Below are 17,174 nucleotides of genomic sequence, written 5' to 3' on the forward strand. Positions count from 1 at the left end.
CCGGGCCACTCGGGCTCGGTCCGCTTTCCCGTCCGTTGCCGGGTAGCCTCGACGCCGTGACTGCCCCCTTCCCGCCCGTCTCCGTCATCATGCCGGTCCTCAACGAGGAGCGGCACCTGGCCGAGGCGGTCCGCTCCGTCCTGGCCCAGGAGTATGCCGGCGAGCTGGAGGTCGTCGTGGCGGTCGGCCCGAGCCGGGACCGCACCCAGCAGGTCGCCGAGCAGATCGCGGAGACCGACCCGCGGGTGACCCTCGTGGCCAACCCCTCGGGGCGCACCCCCGACGGGCTGAACGCCGCCCTCGCCGCGGCCCGGCACGAGATCATCGTGCGGATGGACGGCCACGGCGAGCTCTCCGAGGGCTACATCGCCCGCTCCGTGCAGGTGATGCAGGAGACGGGCGCCGCCAACGTCGGCGGCGTCATGCTCGCGGAGGGGCAGACCGACTTCGAGCAGGCCGTGGCCGTGGCCATGCGGTCCCGGCTGGGTCTGGGCAGCGCGCGGTTCCACATCGGGGGACCGCCAGGACCCGCCGAGACCGTCTTCCTGGGCGTCTTCCAGCGCGACTGGTTGCGCCGGGTCGGGGGCTATGACAGTGCCTACTCCCGGGCGCAGGACTGGGAGATGAACTGGCGGATCCGCCGCATGGGCGGCACCGTGTGGTTCGACCCCGAGCTGGAGGTGACCTACCGGCCGCGACCCGACCTGCGGGCGCTGGCGCGGCAGTACTTCACGACGGGGCAGTGGCGGCGCCGGGTGATGAGGCAGCACCCGGCCTCCGTGAGCGCGCGCTACCTCGCGCCCCCCGTGGCCCTGGTGGCCGTGGTCGCGGGCGCTGCGGGAGGGCTGGTGTGGCGGCCGCTGCTGCTGGCACCGCTGGGCTACGCCGCCGCGGTCACCGTCGGTGGGATCGCGATGGGCGCCCGGCGCGGTCCGCGGGTCGCGCTGCGGGTGCCGGCCGTCCTGGCGACGATGCACATGTCCTGGGGAGCCGGCTTCCTGCGCGGCACGCGGGACGACTGACCCGGACCACACGGGACCGGACACGACGCGACCCCGCTCCCGGTGTCGGGGCGGGGCCGCGGTGACAGGCGCGGTCAGGCCAGGTCGACGGTCAGCGTCGGGCCGGTCTTCTCCTGGACCTCCTCGACCGTGACGCCCTCGGGCACCTCGCGCAGGACCAGGCCGTCCTCGGTGACGTCGATGACGGCGATGTCGGTGATGATGCGCTGGACGACCTGCAGGCCGGTGATCGGCAGGGTGCAGTCGTCCAGGATCTTGTGGGTGCCGTCCTTGGCGACGTGGTCCATCAGCACGATCACCTTCTTGGCGCCCAGGACCAGGTCCATCGCGCCGCCCATGCCCTTGACCATCTTGCCGGGGATCATCCAGTTGGCGATGTCTCCGGCGGCCGAGACCTGCATGGCACCGAGGATGGCGGCGTCGACCTTGCCGCCGCGGATCATGCCGAAGCTGGTGGCCGAGTCGAAGATCGAGGCACCGGGACGCAGCGTGACGGTCTCCTTGCCGGCGTTGATCAGGTCCGGGTGCTCCTCGCCGTCGTAGGGGTAGGGGCCGACCCCGAGGATGCCGTTCTCGGACTGCAGCACCAGCTCGACGTCGTCGGGCACATAGTTGGGGACCAGGGTCGGCATGCCGATGCCGAGGTTGACGTAGTCGCCGTCCTGGAGCTCGCGGGCGGCGCGGGCCGCCATCTCCTCACGGGTCAGTGCCATGGCTCAGGCCTCCTCGGTGGTGGCGGCGGGCCGGGGCCCCCGCGTGGTGTGCTTCTCGATCTGCTTGGCGGCGACCTGCTCGGCGGTCAGGGGCAGGACCCGCTGGACGTAGATGCCGGGCAGGTGCACGTCGTCGGGGTCGATCTCGCCCGGCTCGACGAGCTCCTCCACCTCGGCCACGGCGATCCCGGCGGCCATCGCGCACAGCGGGTTGAAGTTGCGGGCCGAGCGGTTGAAGACCAGGTTGCCGTGGCGGTCGCCCTTGGCGGCGCGGACCAGGCCGAAGTCGGCGAAGATCGACTCCTCGAGCACGTACTCACGGGTGTGGCCACGGACGGTGTACTCGCGCTTCTCCTTCGGCGGGGACTGCTTGGTCACGTTGCCCTCGGCGTCGTAGTGCCACGGCATGCCGCCCTCGGAGACCAGGGAGCCGACCCCGGTGGGTGTCCAGAACGCCGGGATGCCGGCACCGGCCGAACGCATCTTCTCGGCCAGGGTGCCCTGCGGGGTGAGCTCGAGCTCCAGCTCACCGGAGAGGTACTGGCGAGCGAACTCCTTGTTCTCACCCACGTAGGAGGCGATGACGCGGCTGACGCGGTGCGCCGAGAGCAGCACCCCCAGCCCGGCGCCGTCGATCCCACAGTTGTTGGAGACGACCTCCAGGTCGGTGCTGCCCCTGGCGAGCACCGCGTCGATGAGGACGCTGGGGACCCCGGAGATGCCGAACCCACCGACGGTGAGCGTCATGCCGTCCTCGATGCCCTCGACGGCTTCCGCAGCGCTGTTGACTACCTTGTCCATGCCCGAACCCTACCGGCGGGCCGGGGCGGCGCGGAGGTCGGGGTTATGTGCGGACGGTCACACCCTCACTGACCATCCGCGGGTCGTCCTCGGCGGGCTCCGGTCCGCGGACCAGCACCAGGGAGGAGCCGGTGGACAGGGCGTGCAGCAGGTGCTGCAGGAGCGTGTATGCCGAGGTGCCGGTGACCAGGGCCCGTGACCCGGGTGCCCACTCGGCCGGGCCGAACAGCTCGCCGTAGGGGACCCGGTCGCCGTCGTGGACCAGGGCGTCGTCCTCGGCCTCAGGCTCGTCCCAGGGTGTGAACCCGTCGCCGAAGCTGGACACCTCCTTGGCCTCGTCCATGACGCCGGAGCGCAGGTCGCCGGCATACTCGCGGGCCAGGGCGGCGAGGGTGACGGCGACGACCTCGTCGGCGTCCTCGGCGGTGGGCGAGTCGGGGTCCGTGGTGACCAGCACGTCCGCGCCCTCGTGGGGGTCGAGGGTCAGCGTCGCGCCGACGGCCCAGACGGCCAGCGCCCAGTAGCAGGTGCGCCAGTGCGGGCTGGGGAGGTCGAGCAGGACCACGGAGCCGCGCTGGACGTCGAGCCCTTCCTGCAGCGCGTTGGCTGCCTTGGCGACCCAGTTGTCCAGGACACGCCGGGAGATCTCGATGCGCTCGCCGTGGGTGGGGCCGGGGCTGTCGTCGTAGTACGTGATGGCAGGCCGCGTCGGGTCCTCGCGCACGAGGTCGGTGAGCGCCTGGTGTGGGGTGAGCACGGGGTCACGCTAGCCGAGACCACCCCCGGCACGCGCCACGCACCCGTCTCTGTTCGGGGTGGGCGGGGGCGGAGCCCCTCGTGTGGGTGTGTGGTTGTTCGGGGGTGCACGGGGGCGGAGCCCCTCGTGTGGGTGTGTGGTTGTTCGGGGGTGCACGGGGGCGGAGCCCCTCGTGTGGGTGTGTGGTTGTTCGGGGGTGCACGGGGGCGGAGCCCCTCGTGTGGGTGTGTGGTTGTTCGGGGGTGCACGGGGGCGGAGCCCCTCGTGTGGGTGTGTGGTTGTTCGGGGGTGCACGGGGGCGGAGCCCCTCGTGTGGGTGTGTGGTTGTTCGGGGGTGCACGGGGGCGGAGCCCCCGTGTGATGTCATCCTGTTCCTCGTGACAGCCTCTGCCTCCCCGCGGCCGCTCGTGCGGCTGTGGGACCCGGGGCGTCCGGTCGACATCGCCGCCACCTGGGGGACGCTGCGGCGTGGAGCGGGCGACCCCACCTGGAAGATCACGGACGGCGTGCTCTGGCGCGGCATCCGGACCCTCCTGGGGCCGGTGACCCTGCGCATCGCCTCGCGCAGGTCCGAGGGGCGGATCGTGGCGCATGCGTGGGGTGACCCGGCCGTGAGCGGGTGGCTCCTGGACAACCTGCCGCGGATGCTGGGGCAGGATGACGACCCGGCGGGCTTCGTGCCGCACCACGAGCAGGTGGCGGCCGCCCTGGCGCACCGCGGCCAGGGCTGGCGCGTCCCGTGCACCGGACTGGTCCTGGAGTCACTGGTGCCGGCGGTCATCGAGCAGAAGGTGACCGGTCAGGAGGCCTTCGGTGGCTACCGCCGCCTGGTGCGCCGGGTGGGGGAGATCGCCCCCGGCCCTGGTGCCGATCTCGGTCTGTATGTCGCGCCGGACCCTGAGCGGCTCCGGCGCGTCCCCTCGTGGGAGTGGATGCGACTGGGGGTCAGCCCGCAGCGGGCGGACACCCTCATGCGGGTCGTCCGGCTGGCCGACCGGCTGGCGCCGGTCTGCGAGCTTCCCTTGCCCCAGGCGCACCGTCGGATGCGGGCGGTCCCCGGCGTCGGGGTCTGGACGGCCGCGGAGACCGCGCAGCGGGCGCTGGGAGATGCCGACGCCGTGAGCTTCGGCGACTTCCACGTCGCCAAGAACATCGGGTGGGCGCTCACCGGTGAACAGCTCGACGACGACGCCCTCGCCGAGCTGCTGGAGCCCTACCGGGGCCACCGCTACCGCGTGCAGCGGCTCCTCGAGCTGGCCGGCGCGGCGCGTCCGCGGCGTGGACCGCGGATGGCGCCGCGCACCCACCTGCCGGTGCGCTGAGGGTCGCGGCCCCAGCCGGAGCGGTCGTCTCAGTCGGCCGGGCTGCCGGTGCGTCCCTCGCTGACAGCGGGGGCCGCCGCACGTGCCACGGCGGTGCCCCCGAGCCCCTCGCTGGCCAGCGCGACCTCGAGCCGCGCGCAGACGCGTCCGGCGACGAACGGGTCGGCGGCCTCGACGACCAGTCCGTGCGGGGTCTCCCGCACGGTGGCCGGCTGCTCGCCGTGCCGGGCGAGCCGGACCGCCCGGGCCAGCCGGTCGGCATACTCCTCGGGTGCCACGGAGGCCACGCCGACGCTGTCCGCAGCAGGGGTCCCGGGCGCGACACCGAGCGCCGAGCGCACGGCCTCGGCGGCACCCAGCCCGAACCAGTCGCCCGCACCGGTGCGGACCAGCGCCCGTGCCCCGGCAGCACCCGGGCCGGTCACCGTGCCCTCGGGCAGGCCGCGCACGAGGGCTGCGGGCACGCCGGAGGCCTTGCCCTTGACGAGGTCGGCGGCCGCGGCGATCTCGTCGGCCACGGCGCGCGAGGTCACCGCGAGCGGACGGCCGTCGACGTCGGTGGAGCCACGCAGGTCGTCGAGCACCGCGACCGCGCACGCACCGAGGGCGAAGTCGGTCTGTCCGGCCCGCCACGGCCTGCCCGCGGTGTCGGTGACCACGATCCCGATGCGGGGGAGCGGCTGCCCGTAGGCAGTGAGCAGGTCGGCATAGAGCTGGCGCGCGGCCAGGTCGGGGTCGTGGGGGAGCACCAGCAGCCGGCCGTCGGGCCCGGTGTTCGAGCCGTCGATCCCCGCGCCGGCCATGACCGGCCCCGCCAGGGCCTCCACGACGCGGGTGGTGCCGGAGGGTGCACGGCGCTCGGCCACGATCCGGCGGCTGTGCCGCAGCACCGACTCCGCGCGCCCGTCGTCCGGTTCGCGCAGGTCGTGGGCCTTGGAGACGATCTTGCTCGAGACCGCCAGGACGTCGCCGTCCTCGAGGGTGAGGCCGGCGTGGGCGAGGGCGTCCCGCAGCACCTCCCCGAGGTGGTCACCGGCCGTGATCTCCGGTATGCCGTGGAGCGGGTGGATCGTGACCGGTCGCCCTGCGGTGCTCATGCGGTGCGGCGGGAGGACAGGTCGGTGGCCAGGTCGAGTGCGGCCCCCGCGATGCGGGCGGCGCCGTGGACGTCACGCATGCGCAGGTCGAGCGAGCGGACCTCCGCGCGCAGTCCCGCGGCACCTGCGGCGTCGGCGTCGTCGACCAGCCAGCCGTCGAGGAAGTCTGCGTAGAGCCCGGCGACACCTGTGGCGCTGACCTCGACGTCGAGGGCGGCCAGGCAGGCGTCGGCATGGCCGCGGACCGGGGCGCCGCCGATGATCGGACTGACACCGACCACCGGTGCCCGGGAGCCACGCAGGGCGTCCCGGACCCCCGGGATGCCGAGGATGATCCCGATCGAGACGACCGGGTTGCTGGGCGGCAGCAGGATGACGTCAGAGGTGCGGAGCGCGTCCAGCACCCCTGGCGCGGGGACCGCCTGGCCGAGCCCGGCGACCGTGAACCGGTGGGCCCGGACGGCGGCCAGGAGCTGCACCCACCACTGCTGGAAGTGCACCGCCTGCTCGCCGCCGGCGGGGTCGTCGATGACGACGTGCGTCTCGATGGGTGTGTCGGTCGCGGGCAGCAGCCGGACCCCCTGGTCCGGCAGCCCCCACCGCTGCGCCAGCCGCTCGGTGACCTGGCTGAGCGTCTGCCCCTGGCCGAGCCACTGGCTCCGCGCGATGTGGGCGGCGAAGTCGCGGTCGCCCAGACCGAACCACTGGGGCTGTGCCCCGAGGGCGGCCAGCTCCTGCTGGACGGTGTGGGACTCGTCGGCACGGCCCCACCCCTGGCTCTCGTCGACGCCGCCGCCCAGGGTGTAGAGCAGGGTGTCCAGGTCGGGGCAGATGCGGAGCCCGAACAGCGTGATGTCGTCGCCGGTGTTGCCGATGACGACGACCTCGCTGTCGCGGTCCTGCCGGACCTCCCGGAGCTCGTGGAGCAGGCCGCGGACGAACCGCGCCCCACCGACGCCGCCGGCCAGCGCGGTGACCCTCATGTGGTGAACCTCATGCCTCCGATCCTCGCACCCGTGGCACGGTTCTCGGCAGCGGAGGTGGGTCGCGGGGGCCCCGCCCGCAGGGTGGAACACCCGAGGTCAGCGCCGTCTAGCAGATCCGGGCTTGACGAACGCGCATGACACGCGTGTAATTCTCTTGTTGTTACTTGTGCTGGGTGAGGGTTTGGAGGAACCGTGCACGAGCTGGAGATCATGACATTTTTGACGAGCACCGACACCGAGTCGGACGAGGCCTCGTGGCAGGAGCGCGCCCTGTGCGCACAGACTGACCCCGAGGCCTTCTTCCCGGAGAAGGGCGGCTCGACCCGCGAGGCCAAGAAGGTGTGCGTCGGCTGCGAGGTGCGTGCCGAGTGCCTGGAGTACGCCCTGGCGCACGACGAGCGCTTCGGCATCTGGGGTGGCCTGTCCGAGCGGGAGCGTCGCAAGCTGAAGAAGCGCGCCGTCTAGGCGGCGCGCCTCATCGTGCCCGCCACACCCGTGACCCGGGTGCGCGATCGACCGCGCGTTCCGGTGGAGGACCTGACCGTCCTCCTCCTGACGCACCCCGGCGGCCCCGTGGCGCTGCAGGCCCTCGACGCCCTCGCCCTGCAGCAGCCCCTCCCCGACAGGGTCCTCCTCACCGGACTCACCGCCGACGACCCCGAGGTGGCTGAGGCCCGTGCCCACCCTCTGATCGCCGAGGACGGCGTCGAGCTGGTTGTCTGCGAGCCGCTCCCGGACCCCGACGGGGAGCCACCGCTGTGGCGAGTGGTCGAGGACGCCCGTGCCGGCCTGCCGACCGCCCCGACGCACTGGCTCTGGATCCTCCACGACGACTCCGTCCCCGAGCCGCAGGCCCTCGCCAACCTCATCGAGGCGACCCGTCGCTCCAGCGGCGTCGGGATCGTCGGCCCCAAGCTCGTGCGCGCGGACGACCCCCGCCGGCTCGTGTCGGTGGGGCACCGGGTGACCCGTGGCGGCCGCGACGTCGACGGGCACGTCGCCCACGAGCTGGACCAGGGGCAGCACGACAAGCGGGTGGACGTGATCGGGGTCCCGCTGCCGGGCATGCTCGTCCGCAGTGACGTCCTGGCAACCGTGGGTGGCATCGACAAGGCCTTCGGGGCCGGCGCGGAGGGACTGGACCTCTGCTGGCGGAGCCACCTGGCGGGCCACCGGGTGGTGGTGGCCACGGACGCGGTCGTCCGGCAGGGCGAGAACGGTCACCCGCCGCCGACCCTGACAACCAGGCGGCGCACCCGGCAGCTGGCCCTGGCGCGGGGGTCCTGGTGGGCCTCACCGTGGCGTGCCCTCGGCATCCTGCTCACCTCGATCCTCGCCTGGCTGGGGCTCCTGCTGGTCAAACGGCCACGCGAGGCCGCCGCCGAGTTCGCCGACACCGGCGCCGTCCTGGCACCCGCCCGCGGCGCGGGTGCCAGGTGGCGGTTCCGCCGCCGCAGGCGCGTGCGGCGCAAGGACCTGTCCGGTCTCTTCGCCCCGCGCAGCAGCGGGTGGCACGGCACGACCGACACGGTGCACGGCGCGCTCGCGGACCGGGGCGACCGCCGGGCTGGCGCGGCCCTGGAGACCGGGCCGGTCTCGGAGGACGCCGAGTCGGTGGAGGCTGCGCCCGCCCGGGTCCGCTCCTGGTGGAGCTGGCCCCTGGTGCTCGCGCTCCTGGTGGCGCTGGGCGCCGCCCTGGTTCGCTGGCGGGAGCTGCTCCCGTCCCTCTCGGGCCGTGGCTACGGCGTCACCGGCGGTGAGCTCCACCCGGTCAGTGCCGGCTGGGTCGACCTCTGGCACGGCTGGGTGGACCCCTGGACCGGCTCCGGCCTCGGCAGTGCCGCCGAGCCCCCTGCCTGGTTGCTGCCCATGACGGGGTTCACGTGGGTCGTGGAGCAGCTTCCGTGGGTCGACGCGTCACGGTCGCCCGCGTCCGTCACTGTCACCTGGATCCTCTTCGCCGCCATCCCGCTGTCCGTGGCGTCGGGCTATGCCGCGGCACGTGTCGGGGTGCGGGCGCCCTGGGTGCGTGCGGTGGCGGGTCTGGTGTGGGCCGGGATGGCGCCGCTGTCGGCCGCCGTCGACGGGGGGCGTCTCGGGCCCGTCATCGCCCACACGGCCCTGCCGCTGATCGTGGCGGGCGTCGTGGTGGCCGGGTCCCGCCGCCACGGCGTGCAGCGCACCACCACCACCTTCGCCACGATCCTGCTGGTGACGCTCGTGGGTCTGTTCACGCCGGCCGTCCTGCTCCTCACGTTCGTCGCCGGGCTGCTGGTCCTGCTGTTCGGCCCCGGCTGGGGCAGATTGCGTGGCCTGTTGCTCGCCGTCCTGCCGTGGTTGCTGACCGGACCGTGGCTGCGCGAGGTCCTCGCCGATCCGCGCACCGTGCTCGGTGGCGCCGGTGCCGCGCAGGTCGGCCCCACCGGTGTCGAGCCCTGGCAGGCGCTGCTCCTGCACCCGGGCGGTGCCCTGTCGCCGACGCTCTGGTGGACCGTGCCCCTGCTCCTACTCGCCCTCGGCGCCACGCTGCGCCGTGGACACCGGGGGCGGCGGGCCGGTGGTCTCCTGGTGGGTGCACTGCTCGGTCTCGGGGCCGCGCTCGCGGCGCCCCTCGTCCACGTGGGTGTCGTCCCGGCCGGTCACGCCGAGGCCGGGGAGGTCGTCACCGCCTGGCCCGGTCTCTTCCTGAGTGTGGCCGCCGCGTGCCTGCTGCTGGCCGCGGCGCAGGCCGTGGAGCTGCCCCGTGCGGCGGGGCGGGCGCCGTGGCACGCGCCGCTCGTGGCGGTGCTCACGGGCGTCGTCGCGGTCGCCGGTCTGGGCACGCTCGCCTGGACGGTGTCGTCCGGCACCGGGCCACAGCTCACGGCGGCGGACCGCCCCTACCCGGCGGTCGTGGAGGAGCAGGCCGAGGGGCCCGAGTCCCTGCGCGTGCTCGACCTGGCCGTCCGGGATGACGCGGTCACCTACCGGCTCGCGGGTCGCGAGCCCGGCCTCTGGGTGCGGGACCAGGTCGCCGAGGTCGTGCTGGCCAGCAACGCAGGTCCCCGCGACCCGGGGCGCGAGGCGCTCGCCGACGCCGTGCTGGCGCTCACCGACGACGGCAGCGCGGACGACTCGAGCGTCGCCCACGAGGCGCTGCTCGACCTGGGGGTCGGCTACGTGGGGCTGCGGGCCGCCCCTGACGACCCCCTGGTGGCCAACCTCGACGCGACCGCCGCCCTGTCCCGCGTGAGCTCCGGCAGCGACTTCCTGCTCTGGCGGGTGGGCAGTGCGGGCGCCGAGGACGCCCTGGTGCCACCGGCCCGGGTCCGGTTGGTCGACCAGGCCGACACCCCGCTCACCGTGGTCCCCGTGGACGGCCCCCACAGCGTCCTGCGGGTCAGTCACGACGCCCCCGACGGGACCTCCGCCCTCGTGGTCTCCGAGGCCGCGGGCTGGGCCGAGGTCGCGGAGGTGCGCGCCAGCGGTGAGCTCCTGGATCCCGTGCCCGGGCAGTGGCCACCCCGCTACGAGGTGTCGGCCGGTGAGGCGGACCAGCTCCAGGTGGTCCTGCCCCAGGAGGACCTGACGTGGCGGCTGGCGACGCTCGCGCTCGGGGCTCTCGTGCTGTTCCTGGCGCTGCCGTTCGGATCACGACGCAGGAGGACACCCTGATGGCTCGCGACCGCAGGCGCAGGGGCTCGCGACAGCCCCGCGTCGACGACCTCTTCTACGACAATCCCCCCACGCCCGGCGAGGAGGAGGCCGCGGACGCCACCGAGGCGTCGGACGGGGCGGAGACCGGGCAGGATGCCGGGACGGTCGGGACCGGGGCGGAGCCCGGTCACCCGGAGACGGCCCCGGTTGGCTCGGAGAGCGCCAGCGGGGGTGGCTACGCCGCCCGCGGTGACCGTGATCTCCCGGGCTCCTCCGACGGGACCTACGCCGGCGGGCCCTCCTCCGCCCGACCCCGGACGGGCGCTGCCGTCCGCTGGGCCCGAGCGGTCGTGGTGGCGGGCGCGGTGGCCGGCCTCGTGTACGCCGCCGGTGGTGTCGGCACGCTCGACCTCGCTACCGCCCTCGGCACGGCCGAACCGGCCCCCACGGCGCCGACCCAGGTGGCCGGCCTGGCGGTGGTCACCGACAGCAGTGTCGGCTGCCCGGGGCCGGGCTTCTTCGGTCTCGACGACCCGAGCGTGGCCGAACCGCACCAGGGCGTCGGTGTCTACGCCGGCACCGCCCCCGCAGAAGCCCTCCCGGAGGGGGTGGAGGCCACCGGCACGGGCGAGCTCAGGCTCGTCGGGACGCCCGAGGGGGACAGCCGCACCACGACGCGACGGGGCGAGGTGGTCCGCATCTCCGCGTACGACGCCCGGTGGGCCAGGGTGACTGCTGACGGATCCCTGGCGGCCGGACTCGGCGCCTCACAGCTCGGCTACAGCTTCGAGGAGCAGAGGTGGGGCCTGACCACCGCGGTCTGCGGCCCTGCGCGCGACGACCACTGGCTGGTCGCCGGCGGGGCTCAGCCCGGCCGGGCCGAGCGCCTCGTCCTGACCAACCCGACGGGCAACCCGGTGACCGTCTCGGCAGAGGTGCTGGGGGCAGCCGGGCCGGTCGAGGTGGTCGGCGGCAGCGGCATCGTGGTGCCTCCCGGCGGTCGTCACGTGCTCCTGCTGGACGCGCTGGCCCCCGGTGAGAAGCGCCCGGTCGTGCACCTCAGTACCACGGGAGGCCCGGTCGTCGCCGCGCTCGCCGACCGGTGGCTCGAGGGCACGCTGGACCGCGGCACGGAGGTGACCACGCCGACCGCGGCGCCGGGCACCCAGCTGCTCATCCCGGCCGTGCCCGCCCCACGCCCAGGGACGGCGGACACCGCGACCGTCCGGGTGGCCGTTCCCGGCACCGAGGCGGCGGTGGTCCAGCTGCGCGCCCTCACCGCCGACGGTCCGGTCCGGCTGGAGCAGGGTGTGGCCAACGTCGAGCCGGGCTCCGTGGTGGACGTGGAAGTCAGTGACCTCCCGGAGGGCACCCAGGGGGTCGAGGTGGCGGCTGACACCCCCGTCGTCGCCGCAGCCCACGCCGAGCGGCGGGACGAGCCGGAGGGGATCGGCGAGATGGCCTGGGTCCCCGCGGTGACACCCTCCAGCGACCTGATCGGCGCACCCCTCGCCAACCGCGGGGAGGCCGATCTGGGCCGGACCCTGTCCATGGCCTCGCTCGAGGGCGCCCGCGTCGAGGTGGTCACTGTCCGGGGCGAGCGCGTCGTGACCAGCGAGCTGGAGGTGGCTGCTGCCTCGAACCGCACCGTGCCCGTGGGCCCGGGGGTCGAGAGCGTGTGGGTGCGTCCCGTCGAGGGCTCCGTGTCCACGGCGGTGATCACGACGCTCGAGCACCCACGGGGTACGCAGATCGCTGGTCTCCCGCTGCCGGAGGCTCCGGTCACCCGCCAGCTGCGCTCCATCGCCCCCTGGTTGCCGTAGCGGGCAGCTGCGCCCATCGCCTGCCGGGTGCCGTAGCGGCGGCAGTGGCGGCCTAGGTGAGGTCGTCCGGGTCCAGGCCGAGCATGGTGGCGATCTGCTCGGCCAGGACCTCGTGGACCAGCGTGCCCAGGTCGTCCTCCTGGGCGCGTGCCTCCACCGGCCGCCGGTAGACGACCACGCGCGCCGGCAGGGAGCCCTCGGCGGGAAAGAGACGGCCCAGGGCGATGCCCGACTCCCAGGGCGCCGGGTCGGTCGGCGGGACGTCCTCGACCGCGATCTCCAGGTCGGTCAGCTCCCGTCCCAGACGGCGCTCGATGACCTGGACGGCATCCAGCACGAGATCGTCGAACCGGGCCGAGCGACTCGTCATGGCCGGCACGGGCGGCCAGGCGAGGGGGCCGCGCAGGCCACGCCCGCGACGGTCGCGCCGACGCGTGCCCGTGCCCCGTCCGGGGTGCCCACCCATCACTACCTCCACGCCGTCTCGACCCGGGCGCCAGGTTGAGCGCCCGGTGGGAGTCTGCCACCGTTCCCGGCCCACCGGGGCCTTCGCGGCGTGGTTGCCGCGCAGAACCCGACCGACGGCATACAGTCTGGGATCGTGGCCATCTCCCGTCAGTGCTCCAAGACCGCGTGCGGCAACAGTGCCTTTGCCACGCTGACCTACGTCTACGCGGAGCAGACCGCAGTCCTGGGCCCACTGGCCACCTACGCCGAGCCGCACTCCTACGACCTCTGCGACGACCATGCCCGGCGCCTGACCGCGCCGCGGGGCTGGGACATCGTGCGGCTGGAGATGGGGGAGGAGCCGCCGGACGACCTGGTGGCCCTGGCCGAGGCGGTCCGGGAGCACCGGGCGCACTCCGGGGACCCCGCGTCCCGACCGCTGCGCCCGGCAGAGGCCACCGTGACCGAGATCGGTCGCCGCGGCCATCTGCGCCTCCTGCGCGACCGTTAGGCTCGGCGCGTGACCTCAGCGCGCCTCCGGGACTTCATCAAGGCCTATGACGTGCGCGGACTCGTGCCGGAGGAGCTCAACCCGGCCGTGGCGACCGCGCTCGGCTCTGCGTTCGCCCAGGTCGTCGTGCTGCCCGAGAGCGAGTCGGCCATGGTCATCGGCCACGACATGCGGGCCTCCTCCCCGGAGCTCTCCCGTGCCTTCGCCGCCGGTGTGTCGGCCCACGGCGTGGACGTGACGATGATCGGGCTCTGCTCCACCGACGGGCTGTACTACGCCAGTGGCGCCCGGTCCGTGCCCGGTGCGATGTTCACCGCCAGCCACAACCCGGCCGCCTACAACGGGATCAAGCTGTGCCGCTCCGGCGCGCGACCGGTCGGGCTGGACAGTGGGCTGGCCGAGGTGCGCGACCTGGCCCAGTGGCTGCTCGATCGTGGAGCGAACCATGCCCTGCCGGCGGGCGACCGGGTCGGCAGCATCGAGGAGGCCGACCTGCTGGTCGACTACGCCGACTTCCTGCACTCGCTGGTCGACCTGACCGCGGGGCGGCCACTGCGGATCGTCGTCGACGCGGGCAACGGCATGGCGGGGCACACAGTCCCGGCAGTGCTGCAGCGTTCCGGCCTGCCGCTCGAGGTGGTGCCGCTCTACTTCGAGCTGGACGGCACGTTCCCCCACCACGAGGCCAACCCGCTGGAGCCGGAGAACCTGCGGGACCTGCAGGCGGCCGTGCGGGCGGAGGGTGCCGACCTGGGACTGGCCTTCGACGGTGACGCCGACCGCTGCTTCGTCGTCGACGAGCGTGGCGAGCCGGTCACCCCGAGCGCGATCACCGCTCTCGTGGCGGCCCGGGAGATCGCCCGCGAGGTCGCGGCCGGGGTGGAGGCGGCAGAGGTGGCCATCGTGCACAACGTGATCTGCTCCCGGGTCGTCCCGGAGACGATCGCCGCAGCGGGAGCCCGGGCGGTGCGGACGCGCGTCGGGCACTCCTACATCAAGGCCCACATGGCAGAGCACGACGCGGTCTTCGGGGGAGAGCACTCCGCCCACTACTACTTCCGGGACTTCTGGTTCGCCGACACCGGCATGCTGGCGGCGATGCACGTCCTGGCCGCCCTCGGGGGGCAGGAGCGCCCGCTCTCGCAGCTCGTGGCCCCCTACGAGCGCTACGTCGCCTCCGGCGAGATCAACTCGTTCGTGGAGGACACCGACGCCGCCATCGCTCGGGTCCGCGCCTGGGGTGAGGAGCGGGGCGCTAGTGTCGACCTGCTCGACGGGCTGACGATGGGCACCGGGACCGACCAGGAGTTCTGGTGGCTCTCGCTGCGGCCCAGCAACACCGAGCCGCTGCTGCGGCTCAACGTGGAGGCCTCCGACGGGGCCACGATGTCCGCGATCCGTGACGAGGTGCTGAGGATGGTGCGCGCATGACCGATGCGATCGAGCCCTGGGTGCGGGAGATCCTGCGCTGCCCGGTCGGCCGGCACGAGCTGGTCGACGCCACGGACGACGCCGGGCAGCCGGTGCTGGAGTGTGCCGAGGACTGCGGCGGCCCGGGCCAGCGACGCCAGTACCCCGTCACCGACGGCATCCCGGTCCTCCTCGAGAGCGACGCCACCACCGTCACGCGCTGAGGAGCCCCCATGGCACCGCACATCGACGACGCCCTGCTCGACGACCCCGACGAGCTGCTCCGCAAGGACAGCCGGCAGACCCTGCGTGCCCTGGCGACGGCCGGGGCGCAGGTGCGGGAGTCGGTCACCCTGGCCCAGGAGGCGGGCATCGAGCGACTGAGCCGCCTCGACCGGCCGCGCTCGGTCCTGGTCGCTGCCCTGGGCGGGTCGGCGCTGGTGGCCGACGTGCTCGAGCTGCTCGCCGAGCCCGGCTCACCGGTCCCGGTGCAGGCCCGGCGCAACCTGCCCCTGCCGGGGTGGGTCGGGCCGCTGGACCTGGTGGTCGCGGTCTCGCTGTCCGGTCGTGCGCCGGGGCCGCTGGCGATCGCCGCGGAGGCAGCCCGGCGCGGGGCCTCGCTGCTCACGGTGGGGGCGGACGACTCACCGCTGGCCGAGGTATGCCGTCGCGCGAGGGGGGTGCACATCGGCGTCGGCCGTGGCCGCACCAGCTCCCGGACGGCGCTGTGGAGCCTGCTCGTGCCGGTGCTGCTCGGCTCGGACGCGATCGGCATCGTGGAGGCGCCGGCCGGGCTGATGACCGAGGTCGCCACGCGGCTGGACGAGGCGGCCGAGGCCTACCGCCCGGCCTCGGAGTCGTTCGTCAACCCGGCCAAGCTGCTGGCGCTCCAGCTGGCCGAGACGGTGCCGATGGTGCTGGGCGACGGGCCGCTGAGCGGCGTGGCCGCGGCACGGGCCTCGTCGATGCTCGCCCGCACGGCGCGGATCCCGGCGTCCTGGGGCGAGCTGCCCGATGCGGCGAGCCAGATCGTGGCCTGTTTCGACGGGCCCTACTCCGCGGTCGGGGGCCGTCGTGCGGGGACCTACGACGCGGGTCGCATCCGGCTCGGTGACATCGACACCAGCGGCTGGGAGCCGCACCACTTCGCCGAGCCCGAGGGCGACCTCGCGGAGATCCCGCGTGGGCAGGCCGGTCGCGATATCTTCGCCGACCCGTTCCTGGACGGACCGTCCCTGCCGGAGCTGGGGCTACTGACCCTCCGCGACGCACCGGTCGATCCACCGACCCAGGAGTCGGTGCAGGTCGAAGCGCTGACCGACGCCGTGCTGATGACGGCGCGGGACGCCGGGGTCAGGGTCATGGACGTGATCGCCCAGCCGGGTCGCCCGCTGACCAGGCTGGCCGAGCTGGTCGCCACGGTGGACTTCACCGCCTCCTACCTGGCTCTGGGGCTGGGGCTCGACCCCTCGGTGTCACCGCACGTGGCGGACCTCAACGACCGCACCCGGTGAGTCGGGGTCAGGAATGGGCCGTGGCTCGCCGGCGCTGACGACGCTGGGACTGGACCTGCACGAGGAGGAGCTCTACCGGCTTCTCGTGGACCGGCCGGGACTGACGCTGGCGCAGTGTGGCGAGCTCGTGAGCAAGGAGACGGCCGCGGTCTTCCCCGAGCTCCCCCGGCGGCTGGTGGCGCGGGGTCTGCTGATCGAGGACGAACCGGGACCGACCTACCGGGCCAGTCCACCCGCTCTGGCGCTGGGTCCACTGGTGGCCGCCCGGCTGGAGGAGCTTGCCCAGGTCAGGACCGCCGTGGCCACGCTCTCCGACCACTTCCGCGCCTCTCACACCGCGCCACCGGGTTCACCGGTGGAGGTGGTGCTGGGGCGGGAGGCGGTCGCGCACCGGTTCCTCCAGCTCCAGCTGGCGGCCCGCAGCGAGATCCTCGGCATGATGCCCGTCCTGGGTGACTCGGCGGTGGTGGCGAGCGACGAGAACACGGCCGAGGCCGACGCCATCCGCCGCGGCGTGCGCTACCACGTCGTGATCCCACGGGACTGGCTCGAGCAGCCGGACGCTGAGCGACAGACCCGGTGGGCGCTGGAGGCGGGACAGCGGATCACCGTGGTGGAGCGGATCCCGGTCCAGGCCGTCATCGCCGACCGCACCATGGCCATGGTGCCCCTGTCATCGGGAGCCACCGCGTCCGAGCCGGCCGTGACGATCGTCCACGAGTCGGGGCTGGTGCAGGCGCTGGCCGCGCTCTTCGACCTGGTCGCAGCCGGTGGGTGGCCACTGGTGGCGGCGGGCCGTGCCCCCGACGACGGGGGAGACGGGTCCGGTGCCGGCCAGCTCGACGAGGTGGACCGCAGGGTCCTCGCCCTGCTCCAGGCGGGCCAGACCGACACGGGTGTCGCCCGGCACACCGGGACCTCGCTGCGCTCCCTGCAGCGGCGCGTCCACCGGTTGATGACCCTGGCCGGGGCCACCAGCCGGTTCCAGCTCGGTTGCCATGCCGTCCGTCACGGCTGGCTGCCGCCGGACCCGGACGAGCCGGGGCCACCTCAGGGATAAGGCTGACGGTGAGATGTGGCGCGTTCCCGCCGATGCCACTTCCCGCCACCGGAAGCTCTTGCCCGTCCCGGTGCT

Annotated in this window: 16 protein-coding genes; 10 read left to right on the forward strand and 6 right to left on the reverse strand. The window is 74.1% G+C overall.

All coding sequences use genetic code 11. The annotated features are described in order from the left end of the window. The first annotated feature begins 56 nt into the window (after window positions 1–56). Entirely contained in the window at window positions 57–1,022 is a 966-nt protein-coding gene (locus tag DA085_RS17120) for a glycosyltransferase family 2 protein (RefSeq protein ID WP_272914499.1), read from the forward strand. A gap of 74 nt (window positions 1,023–1,096) precedes the next feature. Here the strand turns inward: DA085_RS17120 and DA085_RS17125 are convergent, their stop codons facing one another. The 3 genes from DA085_RS17125 to DA085_RS17135 are packed head-to-tail and all read right to left on the reverse strand — an operon-like array spanning window position 1,097 to window position 3,293. Beyond that, complete coding sequence (locus tag DA085_RS17125; RefSeq protein WP_109474207.1) at window positions 1,097–1,735, reverse strand: CoA transferase subunit B; 639 nt, start codon at window positions 1,733–1,735, stop codon at window positions 1,097–1,099. 3 nt (window positions 1,736–1,738) lie between these two features. Beyond that, entirely contained in the window at window positions 1,739–2,536 is a 798-nt protein-coding gene (locus tag DA085_RS17130) for a CoA transferase subunit A (RefSeq protein WP_109474208.1), read from the reverse strand. 43 nt (window positions 2,537–2,579) lie between these two features. Next, a complete protein-coding gene (locus DA085_RS17135; RefSeq protein ID WP_109474209.1) occupies window positions 2,580–3,293 on the reverse strand; it encodes a TIGR03089 family protein in 714 nt (237 codons plus the stop codon). 377 nt (window positions 3,294–3,670) lie between these two features. Between DA085_RS17135 and DA085_RS17140 the strand changes: the two genes are divergently transcribed. Beyond that, window positions 3,671–4,615: a DNA-3-methyladenine glycosylase family protein gene (locus DA085_RS17140; RefSeq protein ID WP_237565583.1), complete on the forward strand. Its 945-nt coding sequence runs from the start codon at window positions 3,671–3,673 to the stop codon at window positions 4,613–4,615. 29 nt (window positions 4,616–4,644) lie between these two features. Here DA085_RS17140 and DA085_RS17145 read toward each other — a convergent pair whose 3' ends face one another. Together DA085_RS17145 and cofD are read right to left on the reverse strand one after the other, a co-directional pair. Next, on the reverse strand, window positions 4,645–5,712 hold the full coding sequence (locus tag DA085_RS17145; RefSeq protein WP_109474210.1) for a coenzyme F420-0:L-glutamate ligase: 1,068 nt from the start codon (window positions 5,710–5,712) through the stop codon (window positions 4,645–4,647). Further along, window positions 5,709–6,695 (reverse strand): 2-phospho-L-lactate transferase, encoded by a 987-nt coding sequence (gene cofD / locus DA085_RS17150; RefSeq protein WP_109474211.1) that lies wholly within the window; start codon window positions 6,693–6,695, stop codon window positions 5,709–5,711. The genes DA085_RS17145 and cofD overlap by 4 nt, the downstream gene beginning before the upstream one ends. Before the next feature lie 213 nt (window positions 6,696–6,908). On the opposite strand from cofD, the gene DA085_RS17155 reads away from it, so the two are divergent. The 3 genes from DA085_RS17155 to DA085_RS17165 are packed head-to-tail and all read left to right on the forward strand — an operon-like array spanning window position 6,909 to window position 12,157. Continuing rightward, window positions 6,909–7,163, forward strand: a complete 255-nt coding sequence (locus DA085_RS17155) for a WhiB family transcriptional regulator (RefSeq protein ID WP_109474296.1) — start codon at window positions 6,909–6,911, stop codon at window positions 7,161–7,163. A gap of 39 nt (window positions 7,164–7,202) precedes the next feature. Continuing rightward, a complete protein-coding gene (locus DA085_RS17160) occupies window positions 7,203–10,352 on the forward strand; it encodes a glycosyltransferase (RefSeq protein WP_161958540.1) in 3,150 nt (1,049 codons plus the stop codon). Continuing rightward, window positions 10,352–12,157 carry a DUF5719 family protein gene (locus tag DA085_RS17165; RefSeq protein ID WP_109474213.1) on the forward strand — a complete coding sequence of 602 codons (1,806 nt, stop codon included), beginning with the start codon at window positions 10,352–10,354 and terminating at the stop codon, window positions 12,155–12,157. Before DA085_RS17160 ends, DA085_RS17165 begins: the two co-directional genes overlap by 1 nt. A 52-nt stretch (window positions 12,158–12,209) precedes the next feature. On the opposite strand, the gene DA085_RS17170 is transcribed toward DA085_RS17165, so the two are convergent. After that, the gene (locus DA085_RS17170) at window positions 12,210–12,527 is read right to left on the reverse strand and encodes a metallopeptidase family protein (protein WP_337189791.1); all 318 of its coding nucleotides are present in this window, start codon (window positions 12,525–12,527) and stop codon (window positions 12,210–12,212) included. Window positions 12,528–12,758: 231 nt separating this feature from the next. Between DA085_RS17170 and DA085_RS17175 the strand changes: the two genes are divergently transcribed. The 5 genes from DA085_RS17175 to DA085_RS17195 are packed head-to-tail and all read left to right on the forward strand — an operon-like array spanning window position 12,759 to window position 17,099. Further along, a complete protein-coding gene (locus tag DA085_RS17175; protein ID WP_109474297.1) occupies window positions 12,759–13,115 on the forward strand; it encodes a DUF3499 domain-containing protein in 357 nt (118 codons plus the stop codon). Between the two features lie 9 nt (window positions 13,116–13,124). Then, a complete protein-coding gene (locus DA085_RS17180; protein ID WP_109474215.1) occupies window positions 13,125–14,546 on the forward strand; it encodes a phosphomannomutase/phosphoglucomutase in 1,422 nt (473 codons plus the stop codon). Further along, the gene (locus DA085_RS17185) at window positions 14,543–14,749 is read left to right on the forward strand and encodes a Trm112 family protein (RefSeq protein WP_109474216.1); all 207 of its coding nucleotides are present in this window, start codon (window positions 14,543–14,545) and stop codon (window positions 14,747–14,749) included. The genes DA085_RS17180 and DA085_RS17185 overlap by 4 nt, the downstream gene beginning before the upstream one ends. A gap of 9 nt (window positions 14,750–14,758) precedes the next feature. Next, window positions 14,759–16,039, forward strand: a complete 1,281-nt coding sequence (locus DA085_RS17190; protein WP_109474217.1) for an SIS domain-containing protein — start codon at window positions 14,759–14,761, stop codon at window positions 16,037–16,039. Between the two features lie 13 nt (window positions 16,040–16,052). Further along, window positions 16,053–17,099, forward strand: coding sequence for a TrmB family transcriptional regulator (locus DA085_RS17195; RefSeq protein WP_109474218.1), 1,047 nt, complete (start codon window positions 16,053–16,055; stop codon window positions 17,097–17,099). Window positions 17,100–17,174 lie beyond the last annotated feature (75 nt).

It is taken from the genome of Ornithinimicrobium cavernae (assembly GCF_003121625.1).
Taxonomy (GTDB): domain Bacteria; phylum Actinomycetota; class Actinomycetes; order Actinomycetales; family Dermatophilaceae; genus Ornithinicoccus; species Ornithinicoccus cavernae.